The 17,082-nt window shown below is 58.1% G+C and carries 15 protein-coding genes; 1 reads left to right on the top strand and 14 read right to left on the bottom strand.

What is annotated here, in order from left to right; genetic code table 11:
* Positions 1-5 precede the first annotated feature (5 nt).
* From ACQQCD_RS02980 to eno, 4 genes are all read right to left on the bottom strand, one after another.
* Positions 6-1,373, bottom strand: coding sequence for a S8 family serine peptidase (locus tag ACQQCD_RS02980; protein ID WP_430266911.1), 1,368 nt, complete (start codon positions 1,371-1,373; stop codon positions 6-8).
* A 56-nt stretch (positions 1,374-1,429) separates the two neighbouring features.
* The gene (locus ACQQCD_RS02975) at positions 1,430-3,028 is read right to left on the bottom strand and encodes a DUF501 domain-containing protein (RefSeq protein ID WP_430267029.1); all 1,599 of its coding nucleotides are present in this window, start codon (positions 3,026-3,028) and stop codon (positions 1,430-1,432) included.
* Positions 3,029-3,098: 70 nt separating this feature from the next.
* Positions 3,099-3,911, bottom strand: coding sequence for an FtsB family cell division protein (locus ACQQCD_RS02970; protein ID WP_430266910.1), 813 nt, complete (start codon positions 3,909-3,911; stop codon positions 3,099-3,101).
* 116 nt (positions 3,912-4,027) lie between these two features.
* Positions 4,028-5,308 (bottom strand): phosphopyruvate hydratase, encoded by a 1,281-nt coding sequence (gene eno, locus ACQQCD_RS02965; protein WP_430266909.1) that lies wholly within the window; start codon positions 5,306-5,308, stop codon positions 4,028-4,030.
* Between the two features lie 224 nt (positions 5,309-5,532).
* On the opposite strand from eno, the gene ACQQCD_RS02960 reads away from it, so the two are divergent.
* Positions 5,533-6,243 carry a PadR family transcriptional regulator gene (locus ACQQCD_RS02960; protein ID WP_430266908.1) on the top strand — a complete coding sequence of 237 codons (711 nt, stop codon included), beginning with the start codon at positions 5,533-5,535 and terminating at the stop codon, positions 6,241-6,243.
* A gap of 8 nt (positions 6,244-6,251) precedes the next feature.
* Here ACQQCD_RS02960 and ACQQCD_RS02955 read toward each other — a convergent pair whose 3' ends face one another.
* From ACQQCD_RS02955 to ACQQCD_RS02910, 10 genes are all read right to left on the bottom strand, one after another.
* Positions 6,252-6,950 carry a MazG nucleotide pyrophosphohydrolase domain-containing protein gene (locus ACQQCD_RS02955; protein WP_430266907.1) on the bottom strand — a complete coding sequence of 233 codons (699 nt, stop codon included), beginning with the start codon at positions 6,948-6,950 and terminating at the stop codon, positions 6,252-6,254.
* Between the two features lie 6 nt (positions 6,951-6,956).
* Positions 6,957-8,153 carry an adenosine deaminase gene (locus ACQQCD_RS02950; protein WP_430266906.1) on the bottom strand — a complete coding sequence of 399 codons (1,197 nt, stop codon included), beginning with the start codon at positions 8,151-8,153 and terminating at the stop codon, positions 6,957-6,959.
* Positions 8,154-8,186: 33 nt separating this feature from the next.
* Positions 8,187-8,900, bottom strand: a complete 714-nt coding sequence (locus ACQQCD_RS02945) for a DedA family protein (RefSeq protein ID WP_430266905.1) — start codon at positions 8,898-8,900, stop codon at positions 8,187-8,189.
* Between the two features lie 180 nt (positions 8,901-9,080).
* A complete protein-coding gene (locus ACQQCD_RS02940; RefSeq protein ID WP_430266904.1) occupies positions 9,081-9,686 on the bottom strand; it encodes a DedA family protein in 606 nt (201 codons plus the stop codon).
* Positions 9,687-9,692: 6 nt separating this feature from the next.
* Positions 9,693-10,997, bottom strand: a complete 1,305-nt coding sequence (locus ACQQCD_RS02935; protein ID WP_430266903.1) for a thymidine phosphorylase — start codon at positions 10,995-10,997, stop codon at positions 9,693-9,695.
* Positions 10,998-11,016: 19 nt separating this feature from the next.
* A complete protein-coding gene (locus tag ACQQCD_RS02930; protein WP_430267028.1) occupies positions 11,017-11,415 on the bottom strand; it encodes a cytidine deaminase in 399 nt (132 codons plus the stop codon).
* A gap of 71 nt (positions 11,416-11,486) precedes the next feature.
* Positions 11,487-12,791, bottom strand: coding sequence for an ABC transporter permease (locus tag ACQQCD_RS02925; protein ID WP_430266902.1), 1,305 nt, complete (start codon positions 12,789-12,791; stop codon positions 11,487-11,489).
* Positions 12,788-14,197, bottom strand: coding sequence for an ABC transporter permease (locus ACQQCD_RS02920; RefSeq protein WP_430266901.1), 1,410 nt, complete (start codon positions 14,195-14,197; stop codon positions 12,788-12,790). Before ACQQCD_RS02920 ends, ACQQCD_RS02925 begins: the two co-directional genes overlap by 4 nt.
* Positions 14,190-15,737, bottom strand: coding sequence for an ABC transporter ATP-binding protein (locus ACQQCD_RS02915; protein ID WP_430266900.1), 1,548 nt, complete (start codon positions 15,735-15,737; stop codon positions 14,190-14,192). The genes ACQQCD_RS02920 and ACQQCD_RS02915 overlap by 8 nt, the downstream gene beginning before the upstream one ends.
* A gap of 194 nt (positions 15,738-15,931) precedes the next feature.
* A complete protein-coding gene (locus ACQQCD_RS02910) occupies positions 15,932-17,041 on the bottom strand; it encodes a BMP family lipoprotein (RefSeq protein WP_430266899.1) in 1,110 nt (369 codons plus the stop codon).
* Positions 17,042-17,082 lie beyond the last annotated feature (41 nt).

Here is a 17,082-nt window from a genome sequence, read left to right as displayed (position 1 = left end):
CTTCACTAACTATCTTTGGGTGAATCTTTTACTACGTCAATCGAGGAAGTGTCAGTCCCATCCCCCGGATTAGCACCGCCTTGAATGGGCCTACGGGCTGCCCTCCACAAGTGCACGCCGGCACCGATCAGGATCGCCAAGATCAGCGCAGCGAAGCCAATCACCACAGCAGCCGGAAGAGTTGCATCTATCTCAGAGGGCGCTGCAGCAACAGGTGCTTTGGGGTCCTTGAGCGTGGGTGTAGGCGCGGCTTGAACCGAACTTGGTTGAGCACTTGGTGTGTCCAGCACTCCCCTGCGGTGAACCCGAATCCATTCGGCGATCGAGCCCAAGCGATTGGTCTTGACCTCTGGAACGGTGGCTTTAACCGCTGCCTCAGCATCCAGGATCCCGTAGCCATAAATAGGGTCCTTGCCTGGGGTTCCTGCATCTTTGGCCGTAGAGATGATCCGGTTGATGACTTGTTTAGCACTCATGTCCGGGTACTTCGAGCGGATTAAAGCAGCCACACCAGAAACAATCGGGGCAGCCCCTGAGGTCCCGGCCCATTGAGCGTACTGCCCACCTGGCATACCGCCGGCAAGGTCTTCGGCTGGGGCCGCAACACCAATGCTGATGCCCTGAGACGAAGAGTCAATGCTCGCAATTCGCTTCCGGTCCAAGCCCGCAACGGTTAGGACGCCGGGAATTGTTGCAGGAGCGCCTACCTGAACGTTGCCACCTTGCCGGTTGCCGGCTGCGGCAACCACCACAACATCCTTTTGCTCTGCATAAAGGAAGGCAGCATCCCAGCTCTGCGGCCATTCAGGCGAGGTGGAACCGAGCGAGATATTGATGACCTTAGCGCCATGGTCCACTGCCCAACGCACTGCGGCTGGAATCTGCTCCTGATCGGTAGGCCCACCGGGATTCGGTGACCCCAGCCAGGTAGACACCGAGAGTATTTCAGCCTCTGGAGCTACACCAATAATGCCGTCAAGGCCGTTGCCTACTGCGGGTTTGCTAGGGGTGGCCGACGGCGACGCACTGGCACTTGCGCTGGGGGTTGGCGTTGAATGCCCTCGCCCTGCAAGCATGGTGGTCACAAGTGTTCCGTGCTCGGGTTTGGCGCCAATGGGCTTCTCCCCCTTGGAGTCGCCAGCGCCCGAGACATCAGTCCCGCCCACAACAGCACCCTTCAAATCCGGGTGTTTACCGTCTATACCGCTGTCAATCACCGCAACTTTAACGCCAGCGCCCTTGGAAGCATCCCACGCCTTGGTAATGCCGTATTCTCCGAGCCAATACTCTTTGTCCCGGATGCTGTCCGCAGCAGCGGGACCAGCAGAGATCATGGCCCCCACCAGAGTCAAGACTGCTATCGCCGAGCTCATCGCCAAAGACTTACAAGCTTTTGGTGACTCAACCGCAGCGGACCTGACGGCGGAAATCACGGACGCGCTCCAGCTGCAACACTCAAAGCAATGCCATCCAATATGTCGTGCTCACTGGTAACAGCGCTACTCAGGGTGCCATTACTGACCTCACGCAAGCGCTCAAGAATGGTCCGCCAAACGAGTGCTCCAGCACCAATCACATCAATACGGCCCGGGTGCATGTAGCCAAGCTGGGCACGAGCATCACGAGTCATTCCCAGCAGCTCGGTGCAGGCGGCAATGGCGTCATCGAAGCTCACGTCTTGGCCATGAATGGCGACCGAATCATAGGACTTCAATCCCAGAACGTGAGCTGTAATGGTGGTGATCGAACCGGCTACACCCACCACCGCGGCAGCCGATTGCAAGGGGACTACGGAGGCAGCCAGGTCGATGGCCGCATTGATGTCATGCTGAGCGGCCATAATCTCAGCCTCGGTGGGCGGGTCACTCTTGAGGTGCCGTTCGGTGATGCGCACGCAACCGATGTCTACCGAGCGTGCGGCGATCACGCCGTCGGAATTTCCTACAACAAACTCGGTGCTGCCACCGCCCAAATCCACTACCAGCACTGGCTTGGCGCCCAGGGCTGGCAGCACACTTGCCGCTCCAGCGAAGGACAGTGCTGCCTCTTCATCCCCGGAAATGACCTCGGGTTCAACTCCCAGCAGATCCTTAATTCCATCCACAAAAACTTTGCGGTTCCGAGCGTCTCGGCTGGCAGACGTTGCCACAAAACGTGTTCCCACAGCACTATGCTCGCGGATCAGGTCTGCATAGTCCTTCGCTGCAGCAAAGGTACGCTCCAGAGCTTCAGGCGCAAGCTCTCCCGTGGCATCCACGCCTTGGCCTAGACGCACCACTTTCATTTCACGCACCACATCGCTGAGCGCACCGGCATCGCTTCGGTCCGCAATCAGCAAGCGGATGGAGTTGGTGCCGCAGTCAATCGCAGCCACACGCTCATTTGCCTTCGCTGCGCTGGAACGCACAGGCGCTTCACGGCCCACCAAATCCGGACGGCCTTGAGGACCGTGACGGCTCAAGTCCTTTGAAGGTGCTTGCCCCTCAGTGTCCCAAGCCCCCTCGCAATAACAACGATCACGCGTCCACCACGGCTCGATCGCAGCGAGCGCACGGTCACCTAAAACGTTCACACCAGGACCAGCAGCCAAGGAATGGCCAACCAGAACGTGCAAGCACTTGACCCGTTCAGGCATACCGCCTGCGGAAATCCCATCGATCTCCGGTACAGCGCCAATCCCACTACGCTCACCGATGAGCTCGCGTGCAGATAAGTATGCGTTATGGGCCGAGCGATGAGCGGCTGCAAGCTCGGGATCGCCAAGCAGCTCAGCGTTGAGCTCATTCATCATGCCGTTGGCCTCAAGACGAGAGACAGCCGAGGTGATTACCGGGTGGGTGAGGTAAAAAGTTGTGGGGAAAGGAGTTCCGTTACCCAAGCGCGGAGCCGTGGCCGCAACCAAGGGATTGCCACACACACAGCGCGCAGGAATCTCAACAACGTCACGTACGGGCCGGCCCAATTGACGGCTCAAAACGTCAAGATCGCGGGGTGTAGGTGTACGCTCTTGCACTTGTTCAGCGCCCATTGAATCGCTCACGACTTCTCTTCCTTCCCATTTACCTCCGGAAGGGAGGTCACAGCGGCGGGAACCGCGTCTAGTCTGTTGCCGAACGCTTAATGGACTGCCATAACTGCTCGGTCCAGGGCAGGTCCGTGGGTGTAGGCGTAGTGGAGGTTGTTGTGGGTGTTGTCTCGGTGGAACCGGGATCGGCTCCAAACACCCAGTAACTGGTCTCACCCGGCATCACCATGTTAATCCGGTCACGGGCCTGCTGCCGAACGAAAGCAGGGTCCTCCCACCGGGAAACTTGAGAATTGAGATCGTTCTGTTGCGCTTTTTTAGCTGCAATGTCCGCTTCGAGCGCCGAAATCTGGCTGCGTTGTTCCCACCAGATTTTGACCGTGGGTGCCAACAGCACGGTGATTGCAATCATCACCACAGCCAAGGCAAGGAGCCGTCCAGAGAACGCGCGTGCTGGAACCGGCGTAGCCGCCTCGGTGGACTTGTTGCCACCCTTGGAACTGCTGGTACCTGACTTGCTGCCGCTGGTCTTGTCAGCGCCAGCCTTGGGAGCACCAGCCTTGTTGGTACCAATGGGCTTGCTCGTGCCGGTGAAATTTCCGGCGCTGTCAGAATGACTGCTGCCCTCTGAATGGCCGGAGTGTTTGGTGGCACTCACCCCAGCGATTCGTGTGCTTTTTGTTGCCCCTACAGGTGAAGAGGACGGGCGATCACCGAAGTTACCCTGAATGATCTGAGCTTCGGTTTCGCGCTTGGAGGTATCCAAATCGGCTTTTGTCGAATGACCAGAAGTTCCGGAAGATGTTGGCTTACGCCCGGCCGAATGGCTTGCCGGGCCGGTACCAAGCACCGAGGCGCGTGGAACCTTAGGACGGCGGGTTGCCAATGCGTTCTCCTTAGGTCAAGCAGTGAATCTGAGCGCCAGTCTGCTGCAGCGGTTAAAAGCCAGCGGCGGCCATGGTCTGTTCCACCATAGCCACCGCTGGAGAAAAACTCTTGCTACTAGCCCTTGAAACGCGGGAAGGCGCTGCGACCGGCGTAGCGTGCGGCGTCGTCGAGCTCTTCTTCGATGCGCAGGAGCTGGTTGTACTTGGCAACGCGTTCGGAGCGGGCCGGAGCGCCGGTCTTGATCTGGCCTGCGTTGGTGGCCACCGCAATGTCAGCGATGGTGGTGTCCTCGGTCTCGCCGGAGCGGTGGGAGGTGATGGTGGTGTAGCCCGCGCGCTGAGCGAGGGATACAGCATCCAAAGTCTCGGTCAAAGAACCGATCTGATTGACCTTAACCAAGAGGGAGTTAGCGGTCTTGGAATCCACGCCCTGCTGCAGACGCTCCGGGTTGGTAACAAAGAGATCATCGCCAACCAGCTGGACTTTGTCACCAATAGCATCGGTGAGTGTCTTCCAGCCGTCCCAGTCGTTCTCGTCCAACGGGTCTTCGATGGACACCAAGGGGTAGTCAGCAACGAGCTCAGCGTAGTAAGCGCTCATGTCTGCAGCCGTCAAAGCCTTGCCTTCGAACTGGTAGGCACCGTCCTTGAAGAACTCAGAGGAAGCAACGTCCAGAGCTAAACCGATGTCCTTGCCCGGGGTGTAGCCCGCGCGGGTGATGGCTTCCTGGATGAGGTCAAGGGCTGCACGGTTGGACGGCAGGTTCGGTGCGAAACCACCCTCGTCGCCAAGACCGGTAGCCAAGCCCTTTTCCTTGAGCACCGACTTCAAGGAGTGGTAAACCTCAACGCCCCAGCGCAAGCCTTCGGAGAAGGTCTCTGCGCCCAGGGGAACAACCATAAATTCCTGGATGTCTACGTCAGAATCAGCGTGTGAACCACCATTGAGGATATTCATCAGCGGAACCGGCAAAACGTGTGCGTTCGGGCCACCGAGGTACTTGTACAACGGCAGGTCAGCGGAAGCTGCTGCAGCGTTAGCAACGGCGAGTGAGACGCCCAAGATGGCGTTTGCGCCGAGCTTACCCTTGTTCGGGGTGCCATCGAGGTCGATCATGGCCTGATCGATGCTGCGCTGGTCGGTAGCGTCGAAACCTTCGAGCGCCGGGCCGATCTTCTCGAGAACGGCTTCTACTGCTTTCTGGACTCCCTTGCCCAGGTAACGGCCCTTGTCTTCGTCGCGGAGCTCCACGGCTTCGTGCTCGCCGGTGGATGCACCGGAGGGTACTGCTGCGCGGCCCATTGAGCCGTCCGAAAGCAGGACCTCAACTTCTACGGTGGGGTTGCCGCGGGAATCAAGGATCTCGCGGGCGTGAATGGCATCGATAAGCGCCATGAAGGTGCTCCTGTTCTGAGCGTACTGACGGAAATTGTGCGACGGCATTGTCCATCCACCAGCCTAGCGCTTAGACCGACGATGCGTGAGTGTATGTCCAGATGTATCTATTTGTGGACGGCTCTAAAGCAGCAAGTGTTGACGCACTAGAACATAGCGATATATCGTTGCTATATCGACGCGACAACAGAAAGCCGGGTCAACTACTAAGAATCGAGCACACCATGCGTAAGCATCACCACAAAAAACATCACGAGTTTCACGAAATGGCACACGCCATGCACCACCACGACGGCGAACACGGCCATCGCGACGAAGCTGGCTTCCCGGAAAGCGAAGAACGCCCCAATCACGGCCGCGGCGGGCGCTTTGGCGGGCCCGGCTTCGGCGGCAAAGGTTTTGGCGGTCCAGGACCCTTCGGCGGACAAGGTTTTGCCGGACCTGGTTTTGGAGGTCCCGGCCCCTTCGGCGGCCGCTCCCCCTTCGGCCCCGGCGGACGAGTCCGCAAGGGAAACGTCCGCAACGCCATTTTGTCCCTCTTGAGCCAGTCCCCCGAGAACGGCTACGGGCTCATCAAATCCATCGCCGCCCACACGGACGGCGCGTGGCGGCCCAGCCCAGGATCCGTATACCCGGCATTGTCAGCGCTTCAGGCCGATGGACTCATCGAGTCAGTTGGTGAAGGACGTCGCACGGAATTTGCGCTCACCGAGGACGGCAAAGCTCACACCGTTGAACACGCTTCAGAGCTTGCAGCCGTTTGGGAAGAAGTTAACCAAGAGGCCGGCGTGGGCCAAGACCTCAAACTGAGCATCGGAAAATTGATGGGCGCAGTGCACCAAATCGGCATCGATGGCACCGAGGAGAAACTCCAAGCGACCATCGAGGCACTCGACGAGGCTCGCCGAACTATCTACAAGTTGCTCGCTGACTAAGGAGCAAACTAAGAATCGGTAACGGGTTTTTGAAGAGCACCCAGCTTGCTCCGAGCTGAAGTCCGGAGGGCACGTTCTGCGTCAAAGCCAGTAGAGCTTGCTTGAGCCACAAGAGCAAAAAGGTACTCCCCTAGCTCAGCTTCGCTTTTAAACTGAGGAGCGGCTGGAGCGGCTAATGGAACGGTGCTTAACTCGACGGTGTCGAACTCAATATCGTTCCGCTGGGCGCGGTCAAGTATTTTGGCTGCCAGTGCCAGAGCCGGCAATTGCGCCGGGATTCCTGCAAAGGGATCCCGGCGCTCTGGCGTCTCGGCGTTTTTCACGCCGTCGTAGCTTTTCACCACTTGATCAAGACTCGTGGGGAACGTGCCCTGCAGCGTTCCATCGGCCCGGAATACGTGTGGATTGCGTCGAACCATTTTCTGGTTGATCACCTCGGCCACATCCGAGAAGTCAAAGCTTCCACGCTCTTGGGCTAACCGTGCGTGAAGTACAACTTGGAGGAGGACGTCCCCGAGTTCACCGCGCAACTCATCATCCACCATCCCACCGGGCCCGGCTTCAATAGTTTCCACCACTTCGTAGGCTTCCTCGAGCAGATACTCCACAAGAGACTCGTGGCTCTGCCCTCGCATCCACGGGCAATGCTCGCGGAGGGCTGCAATGGTGTTGATGAGCCGCTCAATAGCGGGAACGTCCTCACGCATCAGCTATTACGCCAGGTTGTTGTAGGCCTCGTTGATGTATTCCACGAGTGCTTCCTTTTCTTCGAGGGGCAAGAAAGCTGCCTCGGCTGCGTTGAGCGTGAGCTCCAGCAGATCGTCAAGATCGTAGTCGAAGGTTTCCACCAACAGCTCAAACTCGTCCGTAAGTGTTACACCGGACATCAAACGGTTGTCAGCGTTGATGGTGACGTTGAAGCCCGTTTGGTACAGCATGTCGATGGGGTGGCTGGCAATGTCCCCGCCGAACTGAGCAACAGCTCCGGTCTGAAGGTTTGATGACGGGCAGATCTCCAGCGCGATGCCGCGGTCGCGGACCCAGCTCGCAAGACGACCAAGCGTCACCATTCCAACAGTTGCATCCTCGTCAAAGTCAGTGACGTCGGCTGCGTCTTCTACAACGTCTTCTTCTACCTCAGCCTCGACGACTACCTCGTCGTCGAACTCCACTGTAATGTCCTCAGCGATACGCACGCCGTGTCCCAATCGCAGCGCGCGTCCGTCTACCAGCGCGGACTGGATACTTTCCAGCCCAGCTGCCTCGCCGGCATGCACCGTGGCAGGGAAGTTGTTTTCCGCCAAGTAGGTGAAGGCTTCCTTAAAGCGAGACGGCAAAAAGCCGTCTTCGGCACCAGCAATGTCAAAACCAACAGCGCCATGGTCGCGGTGGCGAACAGCCAACTCGGCGATCTCCTGGCCGCGGTCTGCATGGCGCATTGCTGTGATCAGCTGGCCAACTTGGATGTCGCGGCCAGTAGCCTCAACGGCTTCCATTCCGGCTTCGAGCCCTTCCTGGACTGCCTCAACAACTTCGTCCAAGGTAAGGCCCTTGGTGAGGTGCTGCTCAGGCGCCCAACGCACTTCGCCGTACACCACGCCGTCGCCCGCTAAATCTTCAACGAATTCGCGAGCGACGCGAGCCAAGCCCTCACGGGTCTGCATCACGGCAATGGTGTGGTCAAAAGTTTCCAGATAGCGCACCAAGGAACCGGAGTCTGCTGCCTCACGGAACCACTCGCCCAAAGCCACCGGATCGGTGGAAGGCAGGGTGTGTCCCACTTCAGCGGCCAGCTCGATGATGGTGGCAGGCCTCAGGCCGCCATCCAAGTGGTCGTGGAGGGAAACTTTGGGAAGGGACTTCAGATCGAAGTCAAGGGCAGGGGCGGCGTCAACAATAGGCTCAGTCACGCATCCCACTCTAGAGTCGCGGCGAGAACAACGCTACTTTCCGTGCTGCAGCTTTTCGGCGGCTGGCTCCGTTGTAGCGTCTACCACCGTTTCATGTGTGTGGGATCCGGGGGTACCAGCTGTCCGTGCAGCACGCTCAGCGTCTTTTTTATCCCGCCAGCGGTGGAGCAACGTTATGGCGTGGTCCACTACAAAACCCAAAATGATCGCGAAGACGATCGCTATGGCCACTCCCAAGAGCGGATGGTTGTGGACCCAGCGCCCAGCCAACATTCCGATTCCAGCTGAGTACGCCACCCATGTCACCGAAGCCAAAATATCCAAAATCACAAAACGACGGCGCGGGTAGGCTGTGGTGCCAGCTATCCAGTTGACTGCCACGCGTCCCACTGGAATGTAACGGGCGGTGAAAATAAGCATGGCCCCGCGCTTGTCTAGCTCATAGCGGGCCCAGCCGAGGGCCTTTTGAATGCGTGGACGGCGCATCCAGGCAAAACGTTCGACACCAACTTTGCGGCCCAGCAAGTAGGCCATGTTGTCACCGGCAATGGCTCCCAGGGCGCCAGCCAGCATCACTAAAAACATGTTTGGTTCGCCACTGCCCACTGAAAGGGCACCGAGTGCAACGATGAGGGTTTCGCTCGGGAGAATGGGGAGGAATCCGTCAATAAAACAGAACAACATCAGGACCGGATAAATCCACCACTGCCCGGCAGCGTGGAGGATTGCCTCATTGAATATTTCCACGCCGGGATGCTCCTGAAATGTGTTTAAGTTAACGGCTTTAGTGTCCCACGGCTTGAGCGTCGTTCGCTACGCTTTCTGCCAGTGGGAGCACACTTCAAACACTAGTGACTTGGCCTGAGGATTCGCATCAACCCACAGAGCTATCTTGGGCCTGTTTGATACTCATACCAGGGGCTGACACTAGCCCTCTTTGAGCGGTCCACGGATCTTGCCGATCACACGGTCAATAACAAGCCCCAGGACCACCGCTCCGATGATCGCCACCACCACACCAAGCAGGTGATTGCTGGCAAACCACTGGCCAAAAAACATTCCCAGAGCCACCGAATAGCTGGACCAAACCACCGCCGAAATCACGGTCAGTAGGACAAAGCGCTGGCGCTTGAACCCGGTAGCACCCGCCACCAAGTTCACAGCCACTCTGCCGATCGGGATAAAGCGCGCCACCAGAATCAAGGAAGCGGGACGCCTGTTGAGCTCCCGTTGGGCCCAATGAAAACCGTTTTGAAGCCGCTGAGTGCGCATCCACCGCCACCGAGTGGTGCCAATGCTTTGGCCCAGTTGGTACGCAATATTGTCACCGGCAAAGGCACCGATGCCCGCCACCACCATCAACAACCACGGTGACGGGTACCCGGCGGAGGCAGCCACCGATGCCAGCCCAACCACAACGGATTCGCTAGGGACCGGGGGGAAAAACCCGTCGATCAGGCAGCACAATAAAACCAGCCACAACACCCATGGCTGCCCTGCGGCAGCCAGGATGAAGTCATTGATGGCTTGCATGGAGTTTTAGGCGATGCGGTCGATAATCAGTTGCTGGGCTGGACGCGCACCGTCAGCCGCAATAACAACGGCATCAGCCAGGGCCTCTTTGGCCCGCGCAAACTTTTCCGGTGTATCCGTCAGCAACGTCATCAGCGGCTCGCCAGCACGCACTGTTGCACCTGGCTTGGCGTGCATTCGGACACCGGCACCGGCCTGAACAATGTCTTCCTTGCGGGCCCTTCCTGCACCCAAGCGCCAAGCAGCAACGCCAACTGCCATTGCATCAAGTTCCACCAGCACACCGTCCGCTGGAGCGTAAACAACTTCAGACTCTTTCGCCACCGGCAGCTTGGCACGAGGATCCCCGCCTTGGGCTTCGATCATCCTGTTCCACACGTCCATGGCGCGTCCATCCTTGAGTGCCGCGCCCGGGTCAGCGTTGTGGACCCCAGCCGCCTGGAGCATCTCCTCGGCGAGGCGAACCGTTAGTTCTACTACGTCTTCCGGACCGCCACCGGCCAAGACTTCTACTGACTCTTCCACTTCAATGGCGTTGCCTGCAGTCAAGCCCAAGGGAGTGTTCATGTTGGTCAACAGGGCAACGGTATTTACACCGGCGTCCTTACCCAGCGCCACCATGGTTTCGGCGAGTTCGCGGGCACGGGCTTCATCCTTCATAAAGGCGCCGCTACCAACCTTGACGTCCAACACCAGCGAACCGGTGCCTTCGGCGATCTTTTTGCTCATAATCGAGGAGGCGATCAGCGGGATGGCTTCCACGGTTCCGGTGACGTCACGCAGGGCGTAAAGTTTCTTGTCCGCTGGAGCCAGCCCGGCGCCAGCTGCACAAATGACTGCTCCAACGTCTTGCAGCTGAGCGAGCATCTCTTCATTGCTCAGTGCAGCGCGCCACCCCGGGATGGATTCGAGCTTGTCCAAGGTTCCGCCAGTGTGCCCTAGGCCGCGACCGGAGAGCTGGGGGACTGCCACACCAAAAACGGCCACCAAGGGAGCTAGCGGCAGAGTGATCTTGTCACCAACACCACCGGTGGAGTGCTTGTCCGAAGTGGCTTTGACCCCACCGTCGGGGCGGCGCAGGCTCGAGAAGTCCATCCGCTCCCCCGAAGCGATCATCGCTGCAGTCCAACGGGAAATCTCAGCACGGTCCATTCCGTTGAGCAAAATAGCCATGTTCAACGCGGACATTTGTTCGTCAGCGATCACTCCACGCGTGTACGCGTCGATGGTCCAGTCGATTTGTTCGGGGCTCAGGGTTCCGCGATCGCGTTTGATCCGGATGATGTCCACTGCGTCGAACTGCTCGCTCATTGCTACTCCTGAAATGGTGTTAGACAAGATTTTCTGGGCCAAAGGCGTCTGGCAGCACTTGGTCCATGGTTTTAATTCCTTGCGTGGTCATCAAATGCATTCCGGGTGCACGGAATTCGTAGAGCAATTGACGGCAGCGACCGCACGGCATCAGCACATTGCCGGCTGCGTCCACACAATAGAACGCGGAGATCAGTCCTCCGCCGCCCAAATGCAATTGGCCAACAAGCGCACATTCGGCACACAGAGTGAGGCCATAGCTGGCATTTTCCACATTGCACCCGGTGATGATTCGGCCATCATCGGTTAACGCAGCGGCACCCACTTTGAACTTCGAATAGGGCGCATAGGCATGTTCCATTGCAGCCTGGGCAGCGCTTTTCAGCGCGTCCCAGTCCACCGGGTCACTGCTAGCCACAATTACGTGGTTGGCACTCAAGGCGTCCGACGCCGGAAGTTGAGTGCCGCCGTCGTGCTGGCTCACGCTACTCAACCTTTGACGTACGGTATGCCGCTAGCGGCCGGTGGCCGCGAACGGCCCACCAGTCCAGCAACCGCAAGGACCGTGACTAGGTAGGGCAGCATGGCCATAAATTGGCTGGGCACCGGGGTACCGATGATGGTCACGATGGACTGTAGGTTGTCAGCGAAGCCGAAGAGCAACGCCGCGAAGAACGCACCGATCGGGTTCCAACGGCCAAAGATCAGTGCTGCCAAGGCAATAAAGCCACGGCCACCAGAGATCTCCTTGGTGAAGGAGTCAATCGAAACGAGTGTGAAGTAGGCGCCACCAATACCGGCGATCGCACCGCCGAGGGTGACGTTCCAGAAACGGGTGACGTTGACCTTGATACCCATGGTGTCGGCTGCTTGCGGGTGCTCACCCACGGCACGCACGCGCAATCCCCACTTGGTTTTGAACAGGCCGATCCACACTGCAATCACGGCGATGTACATCAAGTAACCGATCACCGACTGTTTGAACAGGATAGGACCGATCAACGGGATGCTGGACAAGACGGGAATGTCAATGATGGGCAAGCGACCGGGGTGGTTGAAAAGGTCTGGGTTGGCCTGCATCACAGTGGAGAACAGGAAGCCGGTGATGCCGGAGACCAGCACGTTCAGAACCACACCAACAATGATCTGGTTGACCACATATTTGATGCTGAATAGTGCCAAAACCATGGATACAAGGGCGCCGGCTGCGGCAGCTGCAATCAAACCCATAAAAGGGTTTTTGGTCACCGAACCAACAATTGCTGCGGTGAAGGCACCACCCAGAAGCTGACCTTCGATGGCAATGTTGACTACACCAACACGTTCACACAGCACACCCGAAAGGGAGCCGAAAACCAGCGGCACGGCCAAGGTCACCGAACCGGCCAGCAGGCCCGCCAAGGAAATTTGGTGCTGCTCGGCACCGGCAACCATTGCCACCAACGCGGAAAACACAAAGAGGACACTGAATACTGCAATGGCCCAGAAGGGTGTCTCGCGGTGTTGACGCTTCAGTAGTACCGACCATACGGCCAACACCACCATCAAAAGGGCCATAGTCAGGAGGCCAGGTTTGCCGGGAACACTCAGTGGAGCCAACTGAATAAAGTCAGAATCGGCAGCGATGCCAAAAACCGCTGACTCACTGGGGCCAAAGATGCCAAAGAAAACCAGAGCAATCAGTGCAAGGGCGCTGAGGATCACCGGTGTTTTCCAGGCCACGGGTTTGAGGTTCACAGCCGCGCGCTTACCGTGCTCGGGCTTCTGGGTGGGCGCTACGGTTGTGGCGCTCATGCTGCACCTCCGGTGCTGGCGGTTGCGGTAGTTGCGGACTTTTTGGCCTTTTTAGGGGCTTTGGGTTTGCGTGGGTTCAGGCCAAATACGGCGCGGACCAGCGGCGGGGCGGCGATGAACAGCACAATGAGTGACTGGACCACCAAAACAATGTCAATAGGCGTTCCCGTTTGGATCTGCATTTGAACAGCTCCGGCACGGAAGGCACCAAATAGGAGACCGGCGAAGAACGTTCCCCACGGGGTAGAGCGGCCCAGCAAAGCAACGGTGATGGCATCAAAACCGTAGCTAGCTGCAACACCGTCCGTGAGCACTTTCTCAGTACCAGCAACCTGAGCCACACCGGCCATACCGGAGAGCGCACCGGCAATGGCCATCACCAGCACCGTGGCGCCGGGGACCTTGATACCTGCAGTTTGGGCCGCTTTGGGGTTTGCCCCAATGGCCCGGAACTCAAAGCCAATGGTGGAGCGGTTCAGCAGCCACCACACAAAAACGGTAGCGGCCACAGCCAGCACAAATCCCAAGTGCAACCGGAATTGGCTGCCCAAGATCTGCGGGTACAGGGCAGAAGAATCCAGGATCGGAGAAATCGGGTTGGTCTCCCCCGGACGTTGGAACGCCGGGGTGGTTAGCAGCCAGCGCAAGAAGAACAGCGCCACGTAGTTGAACATAATCGTCAGGATCACTTCGTGGGCACCAGTGCGGGCCTTGAGGAAACCGACCAGTCCGCCCCACAGGGCACCGGCGATGACACCGGCTACAAGAACCAAGAGCAAGTGCAATCCCACGGGCAAGTGAAGAGCGAAGCCAACCCAAGCGGCAACTATGCCGGACATAATGATCTGTCCTTGGCCACCAATGTTGAACAGGCCGGCACGGAACGCCAAGGCCACACCCAAACCAGCGGTGATCAGCGGAGTGGCGATGGTGAGGGTTTCCATCAGCGGGCCAAATTGGCCTGCGAAGCCTGCACCACGGGGGTTAAAGACAGAGCCCTGGAACAGCGCAACATAGGACTGCGTTGCGGCTTTCCACACAGCGGAGAGGAAGTCTCCTGGGCGGGCGAAGAGGTACGTTGCTGTCTGTGTCACGGTTTTGTCCGTGCTCGCGATCAACAGACCACCGAGGACCAGTGCCAAGAAAACAGCGAGGACGGAAACCATTCCTCCGCCGGTGAAGATTTTTCTCAGCACCGAGTCGGGACCACCAGGAAGATCACCGGATTGGGCGCTTACCGGAATAATCGAGGGCTCCATTTTGCCGCCAGCGGTGTCCAGAGAGGCTGCGGCCGCTGTCTCGCTAGCTGCAGTGTCAGTTACTGCACTGTCAGTTACTGCACTGTCAGTTACTGCAGCTTGGGGCTCATGCGGTTGCGCGGCTTGTGGCTGCGAATCCTTAGACATGTGCGCCTCCTTCAACATCTGTGGCGGACTTTTCCGCTTCCTCGGCCGTAAGACCAGCCATCATCAGGCCCAGCACGTCGCGGCCGGTGCCAGCGGGAACAATGCCTACTAGCTTGCCCTTGTACAAAACTGCAATCCGGTCTGCCAGCTCAACTACTTCATCAAGCTCGGTGGAGACGATCATGACCGGAGTTCCTACGTCGCGTTCAGCCACAATACGACGGTGCAAAAATTCGATCGACCCTACGTCCACACCGCGTGTGGGTTGTGAGGCAATGAACAATCGCAGCGGGCGGGAAAGCTCACGCGCCATCACTACTTTTTGCTGGTTTCCACCGGAAAGCGTTCCGGCTGCAGCACCAGCTGAGGGGGTGCGAATATCAAATTCATCGATCTTAGCCTTGGCGTTTTCCAACACCTTTGCCGGGCTCATACCAATACCTTTAGCGAAAGGTTCACGGTCATAGAGGTCCAGAACCAGGTTTTCGGCCACCGAGAACGGACCCACTAGCCCATCCACTTTGCGGTCTTCCGGGACAAAGCCCACACCTGCGCGCAATACTTCTTTGACCGGACGGCCCAACAGTTCTTTACCGTCTAAGGTGACGGAGCCGGTGGCGCGCTCTTGAATTCCCAAGACCGCTTCGGTCAGTTCAGTCTGACCGTTACCTTGAACACCCGCGACGGCGAGAATCTCGCCTTGGGCAATATCAAAGCTCACCCCGTCAACAACGCGCTGCCCGTTAGGTGCAACGACCACTAGGTCCTTGACCTTAAACGTGGTTTCTTTAGGCTGAGCAGGCGCCTTGTCTAAGGTCAGGTTCACGGCACGGCCCACCATCAGCGAAGCGAGTTCAGTGGTGGAGGCTGAAGGGTCCGCCGTGCCAACCACCTTGCCGCGGCGGATCACTGTTATAACGTCTGAGACGGCTTTGACCTCGCGCAGCTTGTGGGAGATAAAGACGATCGAGGTGCCGTTTGCCTTCAGCTGGCGCATGATGTCCAGAAGCTCATCGGTTTCTTGAGGGGTGAGCACTGCGGTGGGCTCATCCAAGATCAGGACCTTGGCGTTGCGGACTAGTGCCTTGATGATTTCTACGCGCTGCTGTACACCCACGGGGAGGTCTTCAACCAAGGCATCGGGGTCCACGTCGAAGCCGTAGCGGTCTGAGATCTCAGTGATCTTTTTCCGGGTGGCATCTAGGTTGAGGAATCCACCCGCGCGCGTCGCTTCGGCACCGAGTGCAACGTTCTCTGCCACGGTGAATACGGGCACCAACATAAAGTGCTGGTGGACCATACCAATTCCTGCGGCCATGGCGTCGCCGGGGCCGCGGAAGGTCACCGGTTCGTCGTCAACAAGGATTTGTCCCTCGCTGGGCTCATACAGTCCGTAAAGGACATTCATAAGGGTGGATTTACCGGCACCATTTTCGCCAAGGAGGCAATGAATTTGTCCGGACTCAACCACCACGTCAATGTGATCGTTGGCCACCAAGGAGCCAAATCGCTTGGTAATGCCTTTGAGCTCAAGTTTCAAAACTCTGACCAATCTGCTTGCGCCCGAGGATTCTCCCGGGCCGAGATGTTCGGTTCCTGCACCAGCCTAGTGTCAAGATCTTCACCGTGGCACGTATGCCGCTGGATTCTCGCCTCTGACCGTCTCAAACAACAAAAGCGCCGCCGCCCGGCCAGTGAAGACCGGCCGGGCGGCGGCGTTTCTGCGAACTAACTTTACTGCTTGGGGCTTGCTGCAGACTCAACCTTCAGCGTGCCGTCAACAATGTCCTTCTTGATCTGGTCCAGCTCAGACTTGAGGTCTGCCGGAACAGAGGACTCGAAGTCGTGGAACGGAGCCAACTGGACGCCATCGTTAGCCAGGGTGCCAACGTACGGGTCAGCGGTGAACTTACCGTCCTTGTCGTCCTTAACCACTGTTTCAACAGCCTGGCCCATCTGCTTCATCACGGAGGTGAGCATCAGGTCCTTGTAGTCAGGAGCAGTCAAGTAGCCGTCAGAGTCAACCCATACGAGCTTGACGTCCTTGCCAGCAGCCTTGGCTTCCTTCAACGCAGCGCCTGCACCCTTACCAACCGGGCCAGCCACAGGCATGATGATGTCGGCCTTCTGATCAAGGAGGGTCTGGGTGATCTGCTTACCCTTGTCCTGCTTTTCGAAGTCACCGGTGAAGGAACCGTCCTGCTTGGCCTTGTCCCAGCCAACAACCTTGACGTCCTTGCTCTTCTTCTCGTTGTAGTACTTCACGCCGTCAGCGAAGCCATCCATAAAGATGGTGACAGTGGGGATCTTCATTCCACCGAAGGTCCCAACAACACCGGTCTTGGTAGCTGCAGCTGCGCTGTAACCAGCCAAGAATGCTGCCTGTGCTGTGTCGTAAATGATCGGCTTTACGTTAGCGATCGGCTTGTCGTAAGTGAAGTCGATGATCGCGAAGTGCTTGTCCGGGTTGGCAGTTGCCTGAGCCTTGGTGGCGTCACCAAGAAGGAAGCCAACAGTGACCGTCAAGTTGCAGCCGGCGGAAACCATGGCGCGCAGGTTGGGCTCGTAGTCGTTGTTGGACTTGGACTCAACTTGGTTGACCTTAATTCCCAGATCCTTCTCAGCCTTCTTCAAGCCCTCGTAGGAAGACTGGTTGAATGACTGGTCGTCAAATCCACCGGAGTCAGAGACGATGCAACCCGTGAAGTTGCTTGCACCAGCGGAGCTGCTGCTGCCAGCTTCCGGGGCAGCGCCACAGCCGCTGAGCATCAGGGCGGCAGCACCAACGGTGGCTACCGAGGCCAGGGAACGGCGCATAAGCGTCGAGCGCAAAGAGTTCTTCAATGTTCCTCCAGGAAAAAGGGATAGCTACGACTTAGGGAGCC

Origin of the sequence: Pseudarthrobacter sp. J1763 (genome assembly GCF_050490295.1) — a bacterium.
Classification (GTDB): domain Bacteria; phylum Actinomycetota; class Actinomycetes; order Actinomycetales; family Micrococcaceae; genus JBNPEO01.
Note: the sequence above shows the minus strand (reverse complement) of the source record. Positions and strands in the feature narration are given on the sequence as shown.

Bases quoted from the DNA above. Each gene is read 5' to 3' on its own strand.
- ACQQCD_RS02940 (WP_430266904.1), bottom strand. From the start codon at position 9,686: ATGCAAGCCATCAATGACTTCATCCTGGCTGCCGCAGGGCAGCCATGG.
- ACQQCD_RS02955 (WP_430266907.1), bottom strand. From the start codon at position 6,950: ATGCGTGAGGACGTTCCCGCTATTGAGCGGCTCATCAACACCATTGCA.
- ACQQCD_RS02925 (WP_430266902.1), bottom strand. From the start codon at position 12,791: ATGAGCGCCACAACCGTAGCGCCCACCCAGAAGCCCGAGCACGGTAAG.
- ACQQCD_RS02920 (WP_430266901.1), bottom strand. From the start codon at position 14,197: ATGTCTAAGGATTCGCAGCCACAAGCCGCGCAACCGCATGAGCCCCAA.
- eno (WP_430266909.1), bottom strand. From the start codon at position 5,308: ATGGCGCTTATCGATGCCATTCACGCCCGCGAGATCCTTGATTCCCGC.
- ACQQCD_RS02980 (WP_430266911.1), bottom strand. From the start codon at position 1,373: ATGAGCTCGGCGATAGCAGTCTTGACTCTGGTGGGGGCCATGATCTCT.
- ACQQCD_RS02935 (WP_430266903.1), bottom strand. From the start codon at position 10,997: ATGAGCGAGCAGTTCGACGCAGTGGACATCATCCGGATCAAACGCGAT.
- ACQQCD_RS02975 (WP_430267029.1), bottom strand. From the start codon at position 3,028: ATGGGCGCTGAACAAGTGCAAGAGCGTACACCTACACCCCGCGATCTT.
- ACQQCD_RS02960 (WP_430266908.1), top strand. From the start codon at position 5,533: ATGCGTAAGCATCACCACAAAAAACATCACGAGTTTCACGAAATGGCA.